Raw genomic sequence first — 23,023 nt, forward strand, 5'->3', positions numbered from 1 at the left:
TCAGCAACCACAATGCCCGCATACCGTTCCAAGACCTCCACCGCCGGCCGCAACATGGCAGGGGCGCGCTCCCTGTGGCGCGCCACCGGCATGAAAGACGAAGATTTCGCGAAGCCGATCATCGCCGTCGTCAACTCGTTCACCCAGTTCGTGCCCGGCCACGTGCACCTGAAGGATCTCGGCCAGCTCGTCGCGCGCGAGATCGAGGCCGCGGGCGGCGTGGCCAAGGAATTCAACACCATCGCGGTCGACGACGGCATCGCGATGGGCCACGACGGCATGCTGTATTCGCTGCCGAGCCGCGACATCATCGCGGATTCCGTGGAATACATGGTGAACGCGCACTGCGCCGACGCGATGGTGTGCATCTCCAACTGCGACAAGATCACCCCCGGCATGCTGATGGCCGCGATGCGGCTCGACATCCCGGTGATCTTCGTGTCCGGCGGCCCGATGGAAGCCGGCAAGACGCGCCTCGCCAACCCCGTCACCAAGACGGTCGAGCTGAAGAAGCTCGACCTGGTCGACGCGATGGTGATCGCGGCCGACTCGGCCTATTCCGACGCGGAAGTGGCCGAGGTGGAGCGCTCCGCGTGCCCGACCTGCGGTTCGTGCTCGGGCATGTTCACGGCCAACTCGATGAACTGCCTGACCGAGGCGCTGGGCCTGTCGCTGCCCGGCAACGGCACGGTGGTGGCCACGCATGCGGACCGCGAGCAGCTCTTCAAGCGCGCCGGCCGCCGCATCGTCGAGCTGACCCGCGAATACTACGAGCAGGAGAACGCGCGCGTGCTGCCGCGCGCGGTGGGCTTCAAGGCGTTCGAGAACGCGATGACGCTGGATATCGCGATGGGCGGCTCGACCAACACGATCCTGCACCTGCTGGCGATCGCGCGCGAGGCGGGCATCGATTTCACGATGACCGACATCGATCGCCTGTCGCGCGTCGTGCCGCAGCTGTGCAAGGTTGCGCCGAACACCAACAAGTACCACATCGAGGACGTGCACCGCGCGGGCGGCATCATGGCGATCCTCGGCGAGCTCGACCGCGCCGGCAAGCTGCATACCGACGTGCCGACCGTGCACGCGCCCACGCTCAAGGACGCGCTCGACCAGTGGGACATCGTCCGCACGCAGGACGACGCGGTCCGTAACTTCTACCTGGCCGGCCCGGCCGGCATTCCGACGCAGGTGGCGTTCAGCCAGGACACGCGCTGGCCGAGCCTGGATCTCGACCGCGCCGAAGGCTGCATCCGCTCGTACGAGCACGCGTTCTCGAAGGAAGGCGGCCTGGCCGTGCTGACGGGCAACATCGCGCTCGACGGCTGCGTGGTGAAGACGGCCGGCGTGGACGAGAGCATCCTCGTGTTCGAGGGCTCGGCTCACGTGACCGAATCGCAGGACGAGGCGGTCGAGAACATCCTCAACGACAAGGTCAAGGCCGGCGATGTGGTGATCGTGCGCTACGAAGGCCCGAAGGGCGGCCCCGGCATGCAGGAGATGCTGTACCCGACGAGCTACATCAAGTCGAAGGGCCTCGGCAAGGCATGTGCGCTGCTGACGGACGGCCGTTTCTCGGGCGGCACGTCGGGCCTGTCGATCGGGCATTGCTCGCCCGAAGCGGCGGCGGGCGGCGCGATCGGGCTCGTGCGCGACGGCGACCGGATCCGCATCGACATTCCGAACCGGACGATCGACGTGCTGCTGTCCGACGAGGAACTCGCGCGCCGGCGCGAGGAGCAGAACGCGAAGGGGTGGAAGCCTGCGAAGTCGCGTCCACGCAAGGTGTCGGCGGCGCTGAAGGCGTACGCGAAGCTGGTGATGTCGGCGGACAAGGGCGCGGTGCGCGATGTGTCGCTGCTGGATGACTGATCTGGCGATGGGCTGTTGTGGGCCCGGCCGCGATCGAGCCGCTCTTCGGAGCGGCTTTTTTGGGTTCATCGAGGGTGGAGGGGACGTCGCTTGCCGACCCGTGGCCGCCAGTCGCTCTATCCGAGATTCAACGGCCGGCAATTGGGCAATCCAGTTGTCCAAGCCAAATCCGCGGGATCAGCAGTTCGAGCTTAGTGGGTGTCCAGGCACTGGCGCTCGCAGGCGGCTACGTGATTCGTCGTTCAAATGACTACTAGCACTGCGGCTCGATTACCACAAAGTTGAGTCGGCAAGCTTCGCCCTTTCCGCGTCGACGAGATCCACCAAAGCCAGCACTGAGTCCAGTAACTCTCTATGGTCGTGTGCAGGTGAGTATTCAAGAACCTTAAGATTATAGTTGCTTGAAAGCATTCTTTTATATTCACTAGATATTTTTCCAGAAAGGGCGGCATATTGAGGTGGTGCTGCCCCGAAGGAACGAGCATATTGCTCCAAAACCAATGCCAAGTCGGGATCGTTCATTCCACACCCAATAAATAAAAAGGTATGCGTCAACACGAGAGCATCGATAGCCTTGTAAAAATTTGCGTTCTTATTTCGAATGTCGGCATAATCTTCGCGTGTAAAAATAAGTTTATCAGGCGTATCGATACACCCGTGTATCTTTAGGATCAGTCGCTGGTTTCCGCCTCCCCTTAGTACGCGCGGAATATCGTCATCGTAATATTTTTTAATTTTCAATAGATTTTGGCTTTGGGCTGCGGCGTAGTTGTCAAAAATCTTATCGAAATTTGGTGTAAGAACTATTGATGAATCTAGGGAAAATACTGCTTCGTGAAGCTTGTTTGGAAGAAATTGCGGGTTTAAAAATTGCTGCTCCACGAGGGGCACCCAATCGTGATCCAGTTTGTATTTAATAAGCTGGCAGCAGCCAAGATAATCTCCGTTTTTTAGGAGCCTCTTCATTTCAGTTTTGCTTCCCGTGCAGCGCGCAATCCCTTCCTCCAAGAAGCCTTTCCAAGAGGGCGGTCTTTGGCCTGCAGCATTGACTGACGTCATGGAAGCGCCAGCTCCTAAAAACAACACTGAGCGTCGTCTTGCAATAGCGGAAATTAGATCATCAGGCCAAGAAATCATTCAAGACCTCAATGTTGTATTTGAAATTCTCGGCAATGCCTTCGAATAATTCCAGTGATTCCTTGACTTTAATGAAGTGCGCGCCAACGATGCCGTCTGCTTTTTTAAGGTCGAACACGGGTTTTCGACTGTTTTGAGACATGGGAATCAAGCTGTGCAGATTCGGTATCGATCCTAGTTGGTAATCGAGGCCGGCTGGTTCAGTCTGATCTTTCATTAGCGTTTTTTCGATCGCTTGCGGTACCTCTGACATGATCTTTTCATAAGCTTTAACCGCCCTGCGCTCGCCTGAAGCATCTCGCTTTGCCGTGTATTGCTGGTTAACATAACCGAGAAGTCGCAGCCGAAAGGTCAGATCGGCTATTTCAGTTTCTTCTGGGTCGGGCAATGCCTTGATTTGCAGCTCCAGTCGTCGCTTCCATTCTCTTAGCCACGTCGAAATATTTTCGGTTGCGCGGATACTGAAAATATCCATGGATAAGGGTAAAATAAAATAGTCGCACGCGATTAGAACTGCTCGATTAATGGAGCCTAGTGAGGGGCCCATATCAAAAAAAACATAATCATAATCATCGCATTTGCTGAGAAATTCTCGAAACATATACGTAGTCCGAACGCCGCGTACGCCACCTGAATTCCAGTCGGATGCAAGTGTATCTTCAATAAGCGCAAGACGGGGATCGCCCAATAGCACATCCACCTTGAATGCCGAGGATGCTCTAAATTCATTTGCCGCTGAAAAACCTTTGCCCTGGGAGAGTGGGCGAGCCATCGAGTAAATCGTAAAGGCTGACTTTTTATCGTAAATTTCCTTTAAGACGCTGTCCTTGAACATGTATTGAGTGGCGTTAGTTTGTGGATCGGCGTCCACCATCAAGATTTTCTTTCCCTCGTGAGTTGCCAAATATGCGGCTAAGTTGCATGTGAGGGTCGTTTTTCCAACGCCACCCTTGTTGGTAAAGAAGGCAATCGATTTCATAGGTGTAGCTTCGTGATTTGACAAAGATTTCGTGATTCTAGCCGACGGTTCACTTTCGCGGCCCCACTGGCGCTAGCTAGCTTGCGATAACGGCTCGGAACAACCGAGCGATGCCAATCGCGCCTCGGCCTGTGAGTTCAAGCAGGTTCGACCGAGCGCCCTATCCATTGCGCAGGAACACGACGTACCCGCGAAACCACGGATTCGCCGCGAGGTAGGGCGGCGCATCCCACTCGCCGCCTTCGATCACGCCGATGCGAAACGGCAGCTGCAGCCGCGCGACGCGGGGCAGATAGGCCGCATACGTGGGAATCGTGCTGCGCCCCTGATAGGTCTGCACGACCACCTCGTCGACGATCCCCCTGAGCTGGTTGACCTGACCCGTATCGATGCGGCTGCTCCAGTCGAGCAGCCCCGTGATGCTCAACCGGCAATCGTCAGGCAAGGTCTCGCGCAGGGTCCGCAGAAATTCCAGATAGTCCTGAAGATGGCGGGTGCGCGCATCGAAGTCGATCTGGATGCCCGCGATCGTGCGCCCCGATGCACGCCAGCGCGCGAGCTGCGCCAGCATGATCTGCGTGACCCGTGGCGTCCAGCGCAGCGTATGCGCCCGATAGACGAGCCAGATGCGCGCGTTCGGCGCGGGCGGCAGCGCGACCCCTTGCGCGATGAAACGCACCTGCGCATCGTCCTGCGGCGACGCCTCGATCTGGCCTTGCAGCACGTAGACGGTGCGCGCGTCGCGCACGACCGCCTGCGGCTTCACGCCCGCCCACAGCCAGAACGCGTCGTACTGCGCGGGATCGACCGTGCCGGCCGGCGCGATGCGTGCAACCAGCAGCAACGCGATGCACAGGATGCGCTTCACGCCGGGCTCACCAGTAGTACTTGAGCGTCTGCGCCCATTGGGTGCCCGGATAGGCGGCCTTCAGCGTATTGAACCAGCGCTTGCGCGCCTCTTTCGAAACGTCCTTTCCGCCGCATTCGTTGTAACCCGCGGGCGCATAGCACTTGATCGCCCGATAGAGCGCGTAGGCCCGGTCGTTGGGGTTCGCCTGCGCATCGTCGATCACCGCCAGGTAGCCCGGCATCCGCTCGAACGGCTTGCCCTTGAACTGCGACGGCGCACTGCCGAGGGTGGGCGGCACGCGCGTGGCGCCGGCCGTCGAACGGTTGGCGGCCCACGACGGCGTCGAATACTCGGCGAGACCCGATTCGGCCGGATGGCGGCGCACGAAATCGGCGAGGCAGTTCAAGCCTTTCGTATCGCCGGGATTCTGTTGCAGCGCCGCTGCGATGTCGCGCGCGGACGGGCACACATAGCCGTCTTCATTCTTCGCGCCGGGGCGGGTGAACGGCTTCAACGGATCGGCGGGCGCATCGGACACGAGGGCGACGTCCGCGACGAAGTCGGCGTAGTGCGCGCGCGTGAGTTCCTTATACAGCAGCGTGTACAGCGCGATGTCGCGCAGCGTGCCGCTGGTCGACTTGTTCTGCGCCTGCGCGCGCAGCAGGTCCGCATTGGCCGCGCGCTGGAGGAGGGTCGCGCGGATGGCGGCGTTCTGGATGGGGGAATCGTCGGTGAATGCTTCGTCAACGAGGCCGGCCTGCTCGTGGTTGATGGCGAGCGCCAGCTCCAGCGCCTCGCGCTGGAAGCGCAGTTTGGCGAGCGGGATCAGGTCGCGCCAGAGCTGCCGGGCCTTGTCCGACTGGCCGCTGTCCTCCAGTGCGAACGCGCGCAGCGCCTGCTGGCTCAGGCCGAAGTAGTCGAGCGGTGCGCCGCTCGCCTGCGGCAGCAAGTCGAGCGCCGCGGCCGGCTTATGCCCGATGTAGACATACCAGGTGGCGAGCAGATAGTCGTAGAGCGCGGGCGTGCCGGCGAAGCGCGGTTTCTGCGCCTGCAGCTCGCCCAGCGTAAGCGGCTTGTCGCGGCTCGAGTCGGTGCTGTCCGACGTGCGCATGCGCATCAGGTCGACGGTCGCCAGCACTGCGGGCGACTGGATCTGGCGCGGGTCGAATCCCGGCGCGAACACCAGCTTGCTGTCGAGTTCGTTCGCCAGCTGCATAAGCGGCACGTTCGACACCGTGGGTGACCAGTGCGCGAACGCCTTGTCGTAGAGATCGGCTTGCTGCGCGACGTTCCCGCCGAGCCACGCGACGCGCCGCAACAGCCCCGACGCGGAGCCCGCATAGCGACCTTGCGGATAAACCTTCAAGTACGTGCGAAAGACCGTGTTCGCGGCGTCGAGCGAGACCTTCGCGACGCTCTCGCGTGACGGCGTGGGGCTGTCGTGGTCGAATGCATTGGCCTGCGCGGCGTTCAACTGCGCGCGCCCGGCCATATAGAGCCCGGTTTCCTTCAGCCACGGGTTCGCGCTGTGCGACGCACCGGCGAAGGCCTTGGTCGCGGCGGGGAAGTCGAAGCGGTAGAACGCGTTCGTGCCGTCGAGGTAGGTCGCGAACTGCTGCCCGATGGGCGATTTGACCGAGGGCCTCGTCCACGCGGCGCTCGCGCCGCCCGACGCGCAGGTCTTTTGCGCGATGTCGGCGCGCGCGGCGCGCAGGCGCGCGGCTTCGTCGCCGGGGAGATCCTTGGCCGCGTTCAGTGCAGCGCCGAACGCGTCGGCGCCGGCAGTCATGCTGCGGCAGATGCTGCCTTCGCCATCGGCGTATTGATTCGACGGGGCGTTGGCATTCGACGCATTGCCGGTCGTGTCGGGTTGCTTCTGGCCGATGTCGATCCATCCGGAGAAGTCGTACGAGAAGGGTACGACGATCCGGTTCGCCCGGTCTTTCGGCGGGATGCTCTTCGGGTCCGGGAACAGCTGCGCGAGCTGGCCGCTGTCGACCATCAGCAGCATCGCGTTGATGCGCGTGTCGTTGGCGGGGCTCAGGATCGGCATGCCGCCGCACGAGTAGGCGATCTGCCGGAGCGCGGCGGGTGGATTGCAGCTGTCGTCCGAGCTTGCATGGGCGACGGGGATGCAAAAGAGGCTCGCCGTCAGCGAGGCGATCAGGTTTCGGTGCAGCAACGTGGTTCTCCGCATTGTTCTTGTGCTGGGTGGAGTCGAACCGAATCGAGGATCCCGGCCATGGGCTCGAAGCGGGTCGTGAAAGGCCGCCTCGCTCGGGGGAGCAAGGGCAAGGCGCTTGATTCTATTGAATGTGCAGGGCAGCTAGCAACAGCATTTGCCGAGCGCCATGCGTCCTGCGTTCGACTCGCTTTCGCGCGTGAGAGCCATTGGTCGTTCTGAGGCGCATGAACCGATCGCATGCCCGCTTCATTATTCGCACCGGCACGGCAATGGCCTGATCGCTCAACGCCGCCTCGCCCCCACCTTCGCAAACGCCCCCCGCACCTCGAACCCGATCGCATCCACCACATTCCCGCGCGCATCGACCAGTTCGAGCCGATGCTTGCCCGGCCACGGCAGCCATGCCACGCGATCCGCATGCCCGATCACCTTGTCGTCGAGCCGCCACGCGAACTTCGCCGCGTGCCCGGACGTGCGTTCGAACCAGATCCGCTGGTTCTTCGGCGGAATGTCCGGATCGATCGCGAAGATCGTCCCGTCGGTCGGCGCGCCGATCGTCAGCGGCGCGCGCGGCCCGTCCTTGCCGGCCGCGACCGGCGCCGCGAGCCGGATCGTATCGACCGCGGTGCCCGCGAGAAACCATTCGCCGCGCGCGGGCTCCAGGTCACGTTCGAACGCGATGCGGCGCTGCTCGACGCCCGCCGGCGCGCGCGGCGCGCGGCTCGCGAGATCGCGATGCAGGTAGCCGACGACGGCCGACCAGACGGGCGCCGCGCCGGTCACGCCCGACACGTCCCACATCGGCGAGCCGTCCGCGTTGCCGACCCACACGCCGACCGTATAGCGCGACGTGTATCCGACCGCCCAGTTGTCGCGCATGTCCTTGCTGGTGCCGGTCTTCACTGCCGAGAAAAAGCGCGTCGCGAGCGGGTTGTCGAAGCCGAAGGTGCGCACCCGGGCGTTGTTGTCGGCGAGGATGTCGGTGACGACGAAGCTCGCCGCCTCGCTGAACACACGCGTGCCGTCGGCTGCGCGCGCAGGCGGCGCGCTCGATGCAGCCGACGCGCTCGCCACCGCCAGATCCGCAACCCCACGCGCCACGCCCCCATTCGCCAGCGCCCGATACGCATTGGTCAGCGACAGCAGCGTGACGTCCGCGCTGCCGAGCGCGAGGCTGAAGCCGTAATAGTCGCCTTCCTGCGCGAGCGGCAGCCCGAGCGCGGTCAGCGTGCGCGCGAAGCGGTGCGGCGTGACGAGCACGAGCGTGCGCACCGCCGGCACGTTGAGCGAGCCGCCGAGCGCGCTGCGCACGCTCACCCAGCCCTTGAAGTCCTTGTCGTAGTTCTGCGGGATGTACAGGCCGCCGCCGGCGGCGAGGTTGATCGGCGCGTCGTCGAGCAGCGACGCGGCGGTGAGCCGCTTCTCGTCGATCGCCTGCGCATACAGGAACGGCTTGAGCGTCGAGCCGGCCTGGCGCGGCGCGAGCACCGCATCGACGTCGCGCGCGTTCGACAGCGCACCCGACGAGCCGACCCACGCGCGAATCTCGCCGCTCGCGTTGTCGATCACGACCACCGCGCCGTCCTGCACGTTGCGCCGGTGGGCGGGCGCGTTGAGCTCGGTCAGCGCGCGGGTCAGCGTGTCGCGCGCGAAGCGCTGCAGCGGCGCATCGAGCGTCGAACGCACCTGCGTGCCCGCGCCGGGCTTCACCTCGGCCGCGATGCGCCGCGCGAAATGCGGCGCGAGCGCCGCGCCGTCGTCGCGCCACGCGCCGGCGGGGCGGGCCGTCACGAGCTGCACGTAGCCGTCGAGCGCCGCGCACTGCTGCGCGGCGCGCATGTCGCGCAGGATGCGGCACGCGCGTTCGGCGACCTTCTCGGCATTCGCGTTCGGCGCGCGCACGAGCGCGGCGGCCACCGCGGATTCGCGCACGTCGAGCCCGGACGGCGCCTTGCCGAACAGCGCGCGCGACATCGCGTCGAGCCCGATCGTCTCGCCGCGGAACGGCACGAGGTTCAGGTAAGCCTCGAGAATCTGGTCCTTGCGCCAGCCGCGTTCGAGCAGCAGCGCGTTCACTGCCTGCGACGCCTTCTGCGGCAGCGAGCGCTGCCCCGACCGGCGCGGCGAATCGCCGAGCAGGCCGGCGAGCTGCATCGTCACGGTCGACGCGCCGCGCGTGCGCTCGTTCCACAGGTTGCCCCAGGCGGCGCCCGCGATGCCGCGCCAGTCGACGCCGCTGTGTTCGTAGAAGCGCTTGTCCTCGGAGACGACGATCGCCTCGCGGAACGCGGGCGACGTGTCTGCGAGCGCGACCCAGTCGCCGCGCCGCTCGGCGTGATCGACACGGGTGCGCTGCAGCGGCGTGCCGTCGCGCGCGAGCAGCACCCAGTCGGAGCTGCGCCAGCGGTGGCGCACGTCGTCGTAGGACGGCAGCGCGTGCGCGACGAGCGGGGCCGCGCACAGCACGGCGATGAAGAAGCGGCCGGCAGGACGGGCAAAATGCGCCGGCCGCGGTGCAGCGAAACCCATCATTGCGCGCTCACGGCTTGCCTGCTTCGGCCGGCTTGACCGTCACCGGCGGATTCGGCCACAGCCCGTACACGGACGGCGCATACAGCGCCTCGACGCGCGTCGGCGGCAAGCCGAACGTGCCGACGTTGTTCAGCCGCACCGTGTATTCGACCGACAGCTTGCCCTTCGGCAGGTAGTCGTAATATGCGCGATAGCCGTCGAAGTCGCGTTCGACGAAGGCCGGCCATGCGCCGTCGCCGGTTTTCTCGCCCTGCGTCGCCGCCTCGGAATCGCGGCCGAGGCCGGAGCCGAGGATCGTCGCGCCGGCGGGCACCGGATCGTTGACGACCACCCACGTCATGTCGCTCTGCGCGTCGATGTCGAGATGCACGCGCACCACGTCGCCGCGCGTCAGCACGCCCTTGACCGCGGGCGATACGGGCGTGACGGTCTTCGTGATCCGGTAGCCGGCCGCGAACGGCGCGCGCAGCGGCACCGCGGCAAGGCTCTCGATCGTCGCCCACGGGCGGCCGGTGCCGTTCTGCACGACGCTCAGCGTGCCCGGCTGGGCAGCGCGCGGCCACGGCAGCATCACGCTGCGCGCGGCCGCGGCACGCGTCGCCGGAGTCGCCGAGGCCGGTGCGGCCGATGCATCCGGCGCAGCCGGCGCTTGCGACCACGCGATCGACCGTTCGTCGCCGCCGAGCGCGACCTTGGTCGTGCCGCTGACCGGCGTGCTTTCATAGACGCGCGAGAACCGCTCGACCGCGAGCAGGCCGAGCGCGTTCGACGTGGTCGTCTGCCATGCGCCGCGCTGCTGCAGCGCGAGCAGGCCGGCCGTCACGCGCGGCATCTCGTCCTTCCACGCCGGGTCGCCCGCGAATTCCAGCGCGAGCCGCGCGGCGTTGGTCTCGTTGTTCGTCATCAGCCACCACAGATCGTCGTCGCGCGCGGTGGAGAACACGAGCTGCGTGCCCTGGTACGTGAGCCGCGCGCGCAGGATTTGCTCGACCTGCGCACGTTTCTCGTCACGCTGCGGGATGTCCTTCACGCGCGTCAGGATCGCGTGATAGTCGATCACCGCGGACGTCGGCCACTGGTTCGGCGCGATTTCGAGCGAGCCGAGCATCCGGCCCTGCGCCGCGCCGTAGCGCGACAGCGCCTCGATCGCCGCGAGCTTGCGCAGGTCGCGATCCTGGCGCGGCGCCCACGTGTTGCGCTCGGTGCGGCCTTCGACGAAGCGCGCGAGCCCGGCTTCGAGCTGCGTGCGCACGTCTTCCGGCAGCGCGAAGCGCGCGTCGAGGCGGCTCGCCTCGTCGGCGAGCACGAGCAGGTAGGCGGACAGCGTCGGGCTGCCGTAGTGGTCGTTGCCGGACGGCGGCGGGAAGTAGCTCGCGAGCCCGTCGCTGTCGAGATAGACCGGCATGCGCGCGGTCAGCGCCTGCCATTGCGCGGGATCGCGCAGCCCGATCGCGCGCGACGCCTGCTGTTCGAGGCAGCGGTACGGATAGCGCTCGAACCAGCGCCGCACGCCCGGCAGGCCGTCGGCGAGCTTCGACTGCAGCGATACGGCGATGCCGCCGCGCGGCGCGCCTTGCGCGTTGGGCGCCGCGCCGGCCGGCGGCGCGACGGGCAGCGTCAGCGTGCCGTCGACCTGCGAGAGCGTCGCCTGCTGCACGGTGACCGGCAGCGCCGGCACGACTTTCTGCGCGACCGCGAGCGCGTCGGCCGCGCGCGCGCCGCCTTGCTCGGCCGCCTCGATGCGCCAGTTCAGCGCGCCGGCCGCGTCGAGCGACTGCTCGGGCACGGTGATCGTCCACGCGACTTCGCCGGCGCTGTTCGGCGCGAGGGAAAGGGTCTGCGGCGCGACGTCGAGGCCCGTCACATGCGGCGTGACGACCACCCGCATCGTGCGCTCGGTCGTGTTGCGCAGCGTGACCTGCGCGCGGAACGCGTCGCCTTCGCGCACGAGCGGCGGCAGGCCGGAGATCAGCTGCAGATCCTGCGTGCTGCGGATCGACGTGCTGCCGGTGCCGAAGCGGTCGGGGCCGACGGCCGCGATCGCGACGATCCGGAAGCGGGTGAGCGCATCGTTGAGCGGCACCTCGACGGTCGCGCTGCCGTTCGCGTCGAGCGTCACGCGCGGGTTCCACAGCAGCAGCGTGTCGAACAGCTCGCGCGTGGGCGCGGAGCCGCCGCCGCCGCCCGCCGGCACGGCCTTGCGGCCGAAGTGGCGGCGGCCGACGATTTCCATCTGCGCGGTGGCGGTTTCGACGCCGTACGCGCGCCGTTGCAGCATCGCGTCGAGCAGGCCCCAGCTCTGGTTCGGCATCAGTTCGAGCAGCGCCTCGTCGACTGCCGCGACGGCGACCTGCGTGCCGGCCGGCGCGGGCTGGCCGCCGGGCAGCGTGACCTTCACGTGCGCCAGCGCCTTGCCGCGCACGGTGTAGCGGGTCGCGTCGGTCGTCACGGTCACACCGAGCCGGTGCGCGCCGGTGCCGACCTTGATCTCGCCGAGGCCATAGCGGAACGCGGGCTTCGACAGGTCGACGAACGCGGTGGGCGCCTCGTAGTGGCGGCCTTCGCGCCAGAACGCGCGCGCCCAGTCGAGCGGCGCCTTCCAGCCCCACGTGAAGAACGAGTACCACGGCACTTCGCGGATGCGGCCGCGCAGCGCGAGCACCGACACGTAGACGTTCGGCCCCCACGATTCGCCGACCTTCAGGTCGACGGTCGGGTTCTTGCCGTTCAGCTCGACGATGTGCGTTTCCATCACGCCGCCGCGTTCGACCGCGACGAGCGCGGTTGCGTAGCGGAACGGCATGCGCACCTGGAAGCGCGCGGTCTCGCCCGGTTCGTACGACGTTTTCTCGGGAATCACGTCGATCCGGTCGGTGTTCTCGCCGCCGAACCAGAGTTCGTCCTCGCGCGTGACCCACACCGACGTCGACGCATTCGACGTGCGGCCGTCGCCGTCCTTCGCGACGGCAATGAGCTGCACGTTGCCGGCCTGCTCGAGCGTCGCGTCGCACGCCATGCGGCCCTTGTCGTCGGTCTTGCCGGAGCACAGCACGCCGAGGTCGCGCGTGTCGCTCTTGTTGTCGTACGCGTAGAAGCCGCCGACCATGCGCTTGCGCGACGACGTGGTAATGCGCGCGATGCCCTTGATCTCGATCGGCACCGACGCGCGCGGCTTGCCCTGCAGGTCGACCGCGAGCGCCTGCACGGGCACCCGCTGGCCGACCGACACCCAGCGGCCCGCCTTGATGCCGGCGACGACCGCGGCCGGCCACAGGATCGCGTCGCCGCGAATCGTCTGGACTTCGCCGTTCGGATCGGCGAACGTCGCTTCGAGCGCGAGCCGTTTCGGCGCGTCGACGGCCGGCAGCCCCTGCAGCGTGACCGCGCCCGCACCGTTGCGGTCGAGCGTCAGCGGCAGCTTGTCGGCGATCAGCTTGGTCGCGTCGGGATCGTTGCTGCCGTGCGAGGCGCTCCCGCCGTTCTCGCCGTCCTGCTCGTCGTCGTCGGCCATGCCGTCGGCGCGCTCGGGGCGGTACGGCGTGAAGCTGAAATCCTCATAGCGATCGGCGAACGGCGGCGACGCCCATTTCATCAGCGCCGACACCTGCACGGGCAGGTTCGACGCGCCGCCGCCGGACACGTAGTCGATCTGCACCGCGAGCGGCGCCTCCTTCGCCGCGACGAGCGGGCTTTTCTGCGCATCGCGCGCGCCGATCGAGCCCTTGAGGACGGGCAGGCGGAACGCCTCGACGCGGAAGCTGCCGCTGTAGTAGCTGGCGGTCGGCGCATCGTCGGGGCCGTCCTCGAGCGACACGCTGTATTCGCCGAGCTTCGCGGCCGGCGGCAGCGCGAAGCGCGAATCGGCGCTGTGGTCGGCGGCCCAGGTCAGCGGCAGCTTGTACGTCTGCCCGGAGCCGAGATGGCGGATCGTCGCACGGGTCGGGTATTGCGACGGGAACGCGAGGCTCTGCAGCGTTTCCCGGCGCACGAAATGTTTCATCGACACGGTTTCGCCGGCGCGCAGCAGCGTGCGGTCGAACACGGTGTGCGCGCGCACCGTCGGCGCGCTGTCCATGTCGGTCGGCACGTTGAAGCGCCACGACTCGATGCCGCGGTTCCAGCCGGAGCTGACGAACGCCATGTCGGGGCCGGTCTTCGGATCGTCGACGCGGGCCGACACGAAGTAATCGTCGTAGCGATCCGACTTGCACGCGTGCTTCGGCTCGAACGGCGCGTCGATCTTCAGCAGGCCCTGCGCGTCGGTCTTGCCCGCCGCGATCTGGTCGCCGTTGCAGTCGGACACGCGCACCTGCGCGTTCGGCACCGGCTTGCCCTTGTCGAGCGTGGTGACCCACACGAGGCTGTTCTCGCGGCCCTGTTTCAGGTGCACGCCGAGGTTGGTGACCAGCACGGCCGTGCGCACGTACATGTTCGACGGCTTCGCGAGCAGCGAGCGGCCGAGCGACGGCGACGCGAGTTCGAGCACGTAGAATCCGGGCTTGTCGATCGGCACGCCGACCACCTCGAACGGCCGCAGCGTCGTCGGATCGGCTTTCGGCAGCGTCAGCGTCTGCGCGCCGGCTTCGCCCTTGAGCAGCGACAGCGAGCGCACGTCGATGCGGCGATCCTTCGGCGCGGGCTGGCGTTCGCCGGCCGCGAGCGGCACGTAGACGGGGCGCTGGCCATGCGCGAGCAGGCCGGGGCGCAGCGTGTCGATCGTCGCGACGCTCATCGACCAGTTGTCGAAGCGCTCGACGAGCCGCATCCAGTCGCGGATCGCGGTGTCGTTCTCGACCTTCAGGTTCGAGAACTGCGCGCCGCCGGCATTGAGGCCCGCGACGTGCAGGTCGGCCTCGACGTTGCGCAGCGTGACCGGCACGAGCGCCGGCGTGCCGGGCTCGGCGAAGCGTTCGACGATGCCGAAGGTGCCCGACGAGAATTTCGCGAGCGGCGGCATCGGCGCGGTGCGCGTGGACAGCGGGAACAGGTCGGCATTGCTGAGCGAGCGGCCGGTGACGTCGCGCAGGCCGGCCGGCAGCTCGAGCGTCATCGCGGTCTGCTCGGGCAGCGGCGGCTTGAACGACACGGTGCTGACTTCCTCGCCGTGGTCGTCCGGATCGAAGGTCGGCGCGAGCGCGTCGTGCGAGCTGCGCAGGCGGATCGCCTCGGCGTTTTTGCGGGAGATCGGCGCGTTGAAGGAGAGGGTCAGCGGACGCAGCGGCGTGCAGGGCGCCTTCGCGTTTTCGCGCTCGCACGAGAAGCTCGCGGCGAACGGCGCGCGCACGGTGAAGTCGAAGCGGCGCTCGGTGTCGTTCGCGATGCCGCTCGGGCTCGCGACGCCCTTGCCGTATACGAGCTGCATCTTCGCGCCCGACGGCAGCGCCTGCGTGCACGACAGCGTCAGCACGCGCGCGGCGTCCTGCTTCAGGCCGAAGTGGTCGAGCAGCGCCTTGCGCGCGTCGGCATCGGCCGCGACGACGGGGATGCGGTTGCCGATGCCGGCCGCCTCGCACCAGATGTTCGCGAGTGCCGAGCGTTCGTCGGCGGGGCCGTTCAGCTTCAGTACGAATACCTGGCGTTCCTCGATCTCGCGCGAGCCCGGCCGCACCGATACCGGGAACGGGCCGCCCGTCTGGAACGCGAAGCGGCGCGGGCCGCTGGCCGCGGTGCCGGCCACCGAGCGCAGCCCGTCGTTGAGTGCGACCGCGCAGCGCACGCCGGGCGGCAGGTCGTTCTCGAAATCGTAGACCCAGGTCTTGTCGTCGAGCCAATGGCCCTGGCCGCGCCCGGCCGCGGAGTCGGTGCAGGTGACGCGCGCCGGGTTCGGCGCGCTCGCCGAGCCGAACGCGACCATCGCTTCGTCGAACTTGACGACGGCCTGCCGGACTTCGGCGACGGTGCCTTGCGGCGACACGCTCACCGTGCGTGCCGCGTCGGCCTGTAGCGACGCCACGGCGGCGGCGCCGAGCGCCGCGACGGCGCCGATGCGCCAGAGCCACCTCGTGACGTTCTGAAAAATTGGTTTGTGCTTGTTGTCGTCGCGCTGCTTCATCGCTCGATTGCCCTCGGGGGAAGCTTTCTGTTTGATTGCACGCGATTCTAACCGACCGGCACGGCAGCCCATCCGGTTGGCGGGGGTGTCGTCGTCGCGCGACATGGGGAGAGGGCGTCTCGGACTTGTCGCACCGAAGACACAAAAATCCGGCGAAATATCGATTGTGTCGGAATGCGGAACATTTAATGGACTATAAAAAGATTGTTCGATCCGAATTGTGCGCGTACATTTCAGGCCCGCGCCAAAGTTTGAGAAATATCAAGCGTGGTTTTCCCGAATCTGGCGTCCGAGAGAAGGAAGCATGCACAACGACAACACTCCCCACTCGCGTCGCACCGGCGACGCCGCCGCCGGCATCACGCGGCGTCAATGGCTGCAGGGCGCGCTCGCGCTGACTGCCGCGGGCCTCACGGGCTCGCTCGCGCTGAAGGCGCTGGCCGACAACCCGGGCGGCGCGCCGCTCGACACGTTCATGACGATCTCCGAAGCATTGACCGGCAAGAAAGGCCTCAGCCGCGTGATCGGCGAGCGCCTGCTGCAGGCGCTGCAGAAGGGTTCGCTCAAGACCGCCGACGCTTTGCCGCAACTGGCCGGCGCGCTGTCCTCGGGCACGCTGAACCCCGATCAGGAAAAGCATGCGCTGGCGATTCTTGAATCCTGGTATCTCGGGATCGTCGACAACGTCGTCATTACTTACGAAGAAGCATTAATGTTCGGCGTCGTTTCGGACACGCTCGTGATCCGCTCGTATTGCCCCAACAAACCCGGCTTCTGGGCCGACAAACCGATCGAGAGGCAAGCCTGATGGCCGATACACAACAAGCCGACGTCGTGGTCGTCGGGTCGGGCGTCGCGGGCGCGATCGTCGCGCACCAGCTCGCGATGGCGGGCAAGTCGGTGATCCTGCTCGAAGCCGGCCCGCGCATGCCGCGCTGGGAAATCGTCGAGCGCTTCCGCAACCAGGCGGACAAGATGGACTTCATGGCGCCGTACCCGTCGAGCCCGTGGGCGCCGCATCCGGAATACGGCCCGCCGAACGACTACCTGGTGCTGAAGGGCGAGCACAAGTTCAACTCGCAGTACATCCGCGCGGTGGGCGGCACGACGTGGCACTGGGCCGCGTCCGCGTGGCGCTTCATCCCGAACGACTTCAAGTTGAAGACCGTGTACGGCGTCGGCCGCGACTGGCCGATCCAGTACGACGATCTCGAGCACTACTACCAGCGCGCCGAGGAAGAGCTCGGCGTGTGGGGCCCGGGCCCCGAGGAAGACCTGTACTCGCCGCGCAAGCAGCCGTATCCGATGCCGCCGCTGCCGCTGTCGTACAACGAGCTCACGATCAAGACCGCGCTCAACAACCACGATCCGAAATTCCACGTGGTGACCGAGCCGGTCGCGCGCAACAGCCGCCCGTACGACGGCCGGCCAACCTGTTGCGGCAACAACAACTGCATGCCGATCTGCCCGATCGGCGCGATGTACAACGGCATCGTGCACGTCGAGAAGGCCGAGCAGGCGGGCGCGAAGCTGATCGAGAACGCGGTCGTCTACAAGCTGGAAACCGGCCCGAACAAGCGCATCACGGCCGCGATCTACAAGGACAAGACGGGCGCCGACCACCGCGTCGAAGGCAAGTATTTCGTGATCGCGGCGAACGGCATCGAGACGCCGAAGATCCTGCTGATGTCCGCGAACCGCGATTTCCCGAAGGGCGTCGCGAACAGCTCCGACATGGTCGGCCGCAACCTGATGGACCACCCGGGCACCGGCGTGTCGTTCTACGCGAGCGAGAAGCTGTGGCCGGGCCGCGGCCCGCAGGAAATGACGTCGCTGATCGGCTTCCGCGACGGCCCGTTCCGCGCGACCGAGGCGGGCAAGAAGATCCACCTGTCGAACATCTCGCGGGTCGACCAGGAGACGCAGAAGATCTTCAAGGCCGGCAAGCTGCTGAAGCACGACGAGCTGGACGCGCAGATCCGCGACCGCTCCGCGCGCTACGTGCAGTTCGACTGTTTCCACGAGATCCTGCCGCAGCCGGAGAACCGCATCGTGCCGAGCAAGACGGCCACCGACGCGATCGGCATCCCGCGCCCCGAGATCACCTACGCGATCGACGACTACGTGAAGCGCGGCGCGGTGCATACGCGCGAGGTCTACGCGACCGCCGCGCAGGTGCTGGGCGGCACGGACGTCGTGTTCAACGACGAATTCGCACCGAACAACCACATCACCGGCGCGACGATCATGGGCGCCGATGCGCGCGACTCGGTCGTCGACAAGGACTGCCGCACGTTCGACCATCCGAACCTGTTCATCTCGAGCAGCGCGACGATGCCGACGGTCGGCACGGTGAACGTGACGCTGACGATCGCGGCGCTCGCGCTGCGGATGTCCGACCAGCTGAAGAAGGAAGTCTGACCGTGCTGAAACAATCTCTCACCTTCCTCCTGGCCGGCTGCCTCGCATTGCCCGGCCTGGCCCGCGCGGCCGATCCGGCCGACGCGGCGCTCGTCAAGCGCGGCGAATACCTCGCGGTTGCCGGCGACTGCATGGCCTGCCACACCGTGAAGGGCGGCAAGCCGTTCGCCGGCGGCCTCGGGATGCCCGTGCCGATGCTCGGCAAGATCTACACGAGCAATATCACGCCCGACGCGGACACGGGCATCGGCGGCTGGACCTACGACGACTTCGAGCGCGCGGTGCGCCACGGCGTGTCGAAGAGCGGCGACAACCTGTATCCGGCGATGCCGTACGTGTCCTACGCGAAGGTCAGCGACGACGACGTGAAGGCGCTGTACGCATACTTCATGCACGGCGTGGAACCCGTCAAGCAGACGCCGCCGAAGAACGAGATTCCCGCGCTGCTCAGCATGCGCTGGCCGCTGAAGATCTGGAACTGGCTGTTCCTGAAGGACGGCGCGTACCAGCCGAAGCCGGCGCAGAGCGCCGAGTGGAATCGCGGCGCGTATCTGGTGCAGGGCCTCGCGCATTGCAGCACGTGCCACACGCCGCGCGGCATCGCGATGCAGGAGAAGTCGCTCGACGAGACGGGCGGCAGCTTCCTGTCGGGTTCGGTGCTGGCGGGCTGGGACGGCTACAACATCACGTCGGATGCGAACGCGGGGATCGGCGGCTGGTCGCAGCAGCAGCTCGTCCAGTACCTGCGCACCGGCAGCGTGCCGGGCGTCGCGCAGGCGGCCGGCCCGATGGCCGAGGCGGTCGAGCACAGCTTCTCGAAGATGACCGACGCGGACATCGGGGCGATCGCCACGTACATCCGCACCGTGCCGGCCGTCGCCGACAGCAGCGTGAAGCAGCCGCGCACCACGTGGGGCAAGCCGGCCGAGGACGGCCTGCGCCTGCGCGGCGTGGCGCTCGCATCGTCGGGCATCGACCCGGCGCGCCTGTATCTCGGCAACTGCGCGAGCTGCCACCAGATGCAGGGCAAGGGCACGCCGGACGGCTACTATCCGTCGCTGTTCCACAACTCGACGGTGGGCGCGCCGAACCCGACCAACCTCGTGCAGGTGATCCTGAACGGCGTGCAGCGCAAGGCAGGCAGCGAGGACGTGGGGATGCCGGCGTTCCGCCACGAGCTGTCGGATGCGCAGATCGCCGCGCTCGCGAACTACCTGACCGGGCAGTTCGGCAATCCGGCCGCGAAGGTGACCGAGCAGGAGGTCGCGAAGCTGCGCTGAGCGACGGCGGGACGCGAACTTTTCTCGAGAGGAGGGCGCGCAGCGCATCGGGCGACGCCCCGATGCAAGGTGGCTGCAGAGCGGGACGGGCGGCGTGCGTCGCCGCCCGTCCTGGTTCATTGACCCGCTGATGCGCGCGTGCCGCGCATCGCATTCGTTGAGCGACACCATGACACCGAGACAATCCTTTCTTGCGTCCCAGCGCGATGTGCTGCTGTTGCTTGCCCGCATCCTGATCGTTATCCTGTTCATCCTGTTCGGCTGGCCGAAGCTCGCGCATTTTTCCGGCACGATCGAGTACATGGGCACGGTCGGCGCCCCGGCGCCGATCATCTCGGCGGCGATCGCCGTCGTGATGGAACTGCTCGTCGGCATCGCGCTGCTCGTGGGCTTCTATACGCGTCCGCTCGCGCTGCTGCTGGCGCTCTACACGATCGGCACCGCGCTCATCGGTCACCACTACTGGACGATGACGGGTGGCGAACAGATGAACAACATGATTCATTTCTACAAGAACATCGCGATCGCCGGCGGCCTGCTCGCGCTTTGCGCGGCAGGCCCCGGGCGTTTTTCGATCGATCGCGGCTGACCCGGCGCGCGCATGGGGCGCGCGTCGATGGTCGAGATTCCGAGGGGGCAATACCTTGCAATTCAAACATATCGCATGGCTGATGGCGGCGGCCGCGCCCGCGGCCGCGCTCGCGCAGACGAGCGTGACGCTGTACGGGCGGATCGACGCCGGCGTCGAATACCTGAACCACATCGCGACGCCGAACGGCAGTTCGACTCGCTGGAGCGCGGAAGGCGGCGACTGGGGCACCAGCATGTTCGGCCTGAAGGGGGCGGAGGATCTCGGCGGCGGGCTGTCGACGGTGTTCAACCTGGAGACGGCGTTCCAGGTGATGAACGGCACGACGGGCGGCGGCCGGATGTGGTCGCGCCGCGCGTTCGTCGGCCTGAAGAGCAACACGTGGGGCCAGCTGCAGGCCGGCCGCAACCTGTTCATCGACAGCGACGGCGTGTGGGAATTCGATCCGTTCGTGCAGCAGGCGTTTTCGTCGGCTTCGCTGGTGCGCGGCCGCAACTGGCAGCAGACCAGCAACAACATCGAATATCACAGCCCGGTGATCGGCGGCTTCGACGTGCAGGCGCAGTATGCGTTCGGCAACCAGTCGCGCGGTTTCAATTACGGCGCGCCGGACGATTTCGGCCGCTCGGACGGGATCATGATCTCGTACCACTCGCCGGTGCTCGACGTGCGCGGGATCTACGACGAGCTGCGCGACCGCAACGGCAAGTTCAGCAACATCTTCTCGAGCTCGCGCGAGTACTTCGTCGGCGCGAACGTGAAGCTGTCGCAGTTCAAGATCCAGGGTGCATATACGCATTACCAGGCGCCGGACAGCCCGGCCGGCGTGCCCGATCGTGCCGATCACTACTGGCTCGGCGCGACCTGGTTCGCGAATGCGGCCTGGGCGGTGACCGCGGGCGGCTACTACGTGAAGGTCGGCGATGGCGGCGGCGATGCATCGCACGACCCGTCGGGCCACGCGATGATGTACGTGCTCGGCACGACGTACAACCTGTCGAAGCGCACGTTCCTGTACGGCACCGTCGCGTATGTGCGCAACGGCGGCAATTCGAATTTCTCGCTGCTGGCGACGCCGCGCGACGCGACCCCGAACACGAGCCCGATGGCGGGCGAGTCGCAGACGGGCGCGTACGCGGGGATCATGCATACGTTCTGACGGCGCGAGCGAGAGCGGTACAGCAGGGCTTCGGCAATGGATGCCGAAGCCTTTTTCATTTTCCACGGTCAGTTGCGATATGTGGTGCTCGGTAGCTGCCACGAGACTTGGGGTGGACCGGAAGCTTGGTTTCTTAAAGAAGGCCGGTATCTTCCGGTCTCGATCGATCGAGAAATTGAATACGCTCCGAAACCGCCTCGAGCATCACTATGAAATCCCAAAGGTTGAAGACGTCGAAGTGTATTTCGATCTGGTATCGGCATTCGTCGGTGTGGTGGAAGCAACAATCCCTGCCTTGGGTGTCAACTCGTCTATGGGAGTGACTATTGTGGGAGGTGGACATGTTTCTACGCGGTTCAAGTATGAAGGTCCGGAGGTTCAGATAGTTCTCGAGCAGAAAACGGAACCGGTTGAGCAAGTCTTTTGCATCGATCTATCCACATCGTCGGACGTAACTGCCGCTCTCGATTCGTTTGCATTTTTGCTGAAAATTCACATTCTTTTCACAAGGGTGGAAAACGGCGCGATTGGGGACCGCCATTTCGTTGCTGCGCTAAAAGGCGATGTCCGGATCTAGAAAATTGATTGTCGCGGCAGTCGTAGGCCCCGGTTCGGGGGAAGTCATACAAAAACCTCCATTTGATCTGAAAAGAAACGCGGCCACAGGCTGATAATATTCGCCACGTATGCCCGCCAAGCATCGGTATGATGGCGACCTTGCCACAATTTTCTACATATATGGTGCACGGACCAGAGCCGGCATGCGTCAGACGTGATGCCCGTCCGCCGGAAGAGTTCGATTTTTCGGAGAGGCAGCAATGCAACGAATCGTGATGGTCTGGATGATGCTGCTCGCGTCTCTTTCGCTCGGTGCTGCAAGCGTCGCGCACGCGGGGCAGCACAGCGACGCGCCCATTTCCGCTTCAGCTGCAGTCGTACCGGCGACCGCCGACCGGCTGCCCGCGTACCAGCCGCGCTTCGGACGCACACGCCCTGTGATTGCCGTTGTTGGCGAAAACGAGTACACCGAATTGACGGACTACGTCGTTCCGTACGGTATCCTGGCCGAATCGGGCGCCGCGGACCTCAGCGCGCTCGCGACGAAGGCCGGGCCTCTCCGGATGTTCCCTGCGCCGATGAACGTCGTGCCGGATGAAACCACCGCGCAGTTCGATCGACGTGTACCGGAAGGGGCCGACTACGTGATCGTTCCCGCCGTGCATCGCGACAGCGACCCGACGCTCATCGCATGGGTTGCCGGGCAGGCGAAGAAGGGCGCCACGATCATCGGCGTGTGCGACGGCGTCTGGGTCGTCGCGCGCGCCGGATTGCTCCAGGGCCGCCGTGCGACCGGCCACTGGTATTCGATGAGCGACCTGCGAAAGAAATTTCCCGGTACGCAATGGATGGATGGCAAGCGCTACGTCGCCGACGGCAAGGTCGTGACGACCACGGGCGTGACCGCGACGATTCCGGTATCGCTTGCGCTCGTCGACGCGATCGCGGGGCGCGACCGCGCGTTGCAGGTTGCCGGAAAGCTCGGCCGTCCGGCGTGGTCGTCAGAGATCGCGAGTGACCGGTTCAGTCTCGGGTTGCCGACGATGACAACGATCGCCACCAACTACGTCGCGTTCTGGGCGCATGTCGATTTCGGCATTCCAGTCGTGCCGGGTGTCGACGAAATCGCGCTCGTTCTGCAAGCGGACGCATATTCGACGACGTTTCGTTCGACCGCATACACCGTCGCCGCGAATCGTGAACCCGTCAGGACCCGACGCGGGCTGACGATCGTACCGGAACGCGTCGCGGGCGTCGATGCGCCGAACCGGATGCTGCCCGCGCCGGTCGCGGCGTTCCCGTTGCATGCGCTGGATACGTCCCTCGAGGGAATTGCGTCGGAATTCGGCAAGCGAACCGCCGCGTGGGTCGCGCTACAGATGCAATACCCGGGCTACTGACTGCGGCAT

General features: G+C 65.9%; 14 protein-coding genes. 8 read left to right on the forward strand and 6 right to left on the reverse strand.

The window, feature by feature from the left end; translation table 11 throughout:
* Positions 1–12: 12 nt before the first annotated feature.
* Positions 13–1,872 carry a dihydroxy-acid dehydratase gene (ilvD, locus tag ABFO07_RS21070; protein WP_060148706.1) on the forward strand — a complete coding sequence of 620 codons (1,860 nt, stop codon included), beginning with the start codon at positions 13–15 and terminating at the stop codon, positions 1,870–1,872.
* A gap of 270 nt (positions 1,873–2,142) precedes the next feature.
* On the opposite strand, the gene ABFO07_RS21075 is transcribed toward ilvD, so the two are convergent.
* The 6 genes from ABFO07_RS21075 to ABFO07_RS21100 form a co-directional block, all read right to left on the reverse strand.
* Positions 2,143–2,931 (reverse strand): SIR2 family NAD-dependent protein deacylase, encoded by a 789-nt coding sequence (locus ABFO07_RS21075; RefSeq protein WP_347469510.1) that lies wholly within the window; start codon positions 2,929–2,931, stop codon positions 2,143–2,145.
* Positions 2,932–2,992: 61 nt separating this feature from the next.
* Positions 2,993–3,988, reverse strand: a complete 996-nt coding sequence (locus tag ABFO07_RS21080; protein ID WP_063900522.1) for a ParA family protein — start codon at positions 3,986–3,988, stop codon at positions 2,993–2,995.
* A gap of 160 nt (positions 3,989–4,148) precedes the next feature.
* Positions 4,149–4,856, reverse strand: a complete 708-nt coding sequence (locus ABFO07_RS21085; protein ID WP_060148705.1) for a DUF3142 domain-containing protein — start codon at positions 4,854–4,856, stop codon at positions 4,149–4,151.
* 7 nt (positions 4,857–4,863) lie between these two features.
* Positions 4,864–7,035 (reverse strand): hypothetical protein, encoded by a 2,172-nt coding sequence (locus ABFO07_RS21090; protein WP_060148704.1) that lies wholly within the window; start codon positions 7,033–7,035, stop codon positions 4,864–4,866.
* A 270-nt stretch (positions 7,036–7,305) separates the two neighbouring features.
* On the reverse strand, positions 7,306–9,555 hold the full coding sequence (gene pbpC / locus ABFO07_RS21095) for a penicillin-binding protein 1C (protein WP_347469511.1): 2,250 nt from the start codon (positions 9,553–9,555) through the stop codon (positions 7,306–7,308).
* A gap of 7 nt (positions 9,556–9,562) precedes the next feature.
* On the reverse strand, positions 9,563–15,607 hold the full coding sequence (locus ABFO07_RS21100; protein ID WP_347469512.1) for an alpha-2-macroglobulin family protein: 6,045 nt from the start codon (positions 15,605–15,607) through the stop codon (positions 9,563–9,565).
* Positions 15,608–15,911: 304 nt separating this feature from the next.
* On the opposite strand from ABFO07_RS21100, the gene ABFO07_RS21105 reads away from it, so the two are divergent.
* From ABFO07_RS21105 to ABFO07_RS21135, 7 genes are all read left to right on the forward strand, one after another.
* A complete protein-coding gene (locus ABFO07_RS21105; protein WP_059565668.1) occupies positions 15,912–16,415 on the forward strand; it encodes a sugar dehydrogenase complex small subunit in 504 nt (167 codons plus the stop codon).
* Complete coding sequence (locus tag ABFO07_RS21110; protein WP_059810307.1) at positions 16,415–18,028, forward strand: GMC family oxidoreductase; 1,614 nt, start codon at positions 16,415–16,417, stop codon at positions 18,026–18,028. The genes ABFO07_RS21105 and ABFO07_RS21110 overlap by 1 nt, the downstream gene beginning before the upstream one ends.
* 2 nt (positions 18,029–18,030) lie before the next feature.
* Entirely contained in the window at positions 18,031–19,308 is a 1,278-nt protein-coding gene (locus ABFO07_RS21115; RefSeq protein WP_059993161.1) for a c-type cytochrome, read from the forward strand.
* A 169-nt stretch (positions 19,309–19,477) separates the two neighbouring features.
* Positions 19,478–19,897: a DoxX family protein gene (locus ABFO07_RS21120; protein ID WP_059565723.1), complete on the forward strand. Its 420-nt coding sequence runs from the start codon at positions 19,478–19,480 to the stop codon at positions 19,895–19,897.
* Positions 19,898–19,979: 82 nt separating this feature from the next.
* Positions 19,980–21,056 (forward strand): porin, encoded by a 1,077-nt coding sequence (locus ABFO07_RS21125; RefSeq protein ID WP_407060557.1) that lies wholly within the window; start codon positions 19,980–19,982, stop codon positions 21,054–21,056.
* Between the two features lie 112 nt (positions 21,057–21,168).
* A complete protein-coding gene (locus ABFO07_RS21130) occupies positions 21,169–21,633 on the forward strand; it encodes a hypothetical protein (RefSeq protein WP_124490396.1) in 465 nt (154 codons plus the stop codon).
* Positions 21,634–21,874: 241 nt separating this feature from the next.
* The gene (locus ABFO07_RS21135) at positions 21,875–23,014 is read left to right on the forward strand and encodes a DJ-1/PfpI family protein (RefSeq protein WP_347469513.1); all 1,140 of its coding nucleotides are present in this window, start codon (positions 21,875–21,877) and stop codon (positions 23,012–23,014) included.
* The last annotated feature ends 9 nt before the right edge of the window (positions 23,015–23,023 follow it).

The sequence above is a fragment of the Burkholderia stagnalis genome (genome assembly GCF_039848545.1).
GTDB lineage: Bacteria > Pseudomonadota > Gammaproteobacteria > Burkholderiales > Burkholderiaceae > Burkholderia > Burkholderia stagnalis.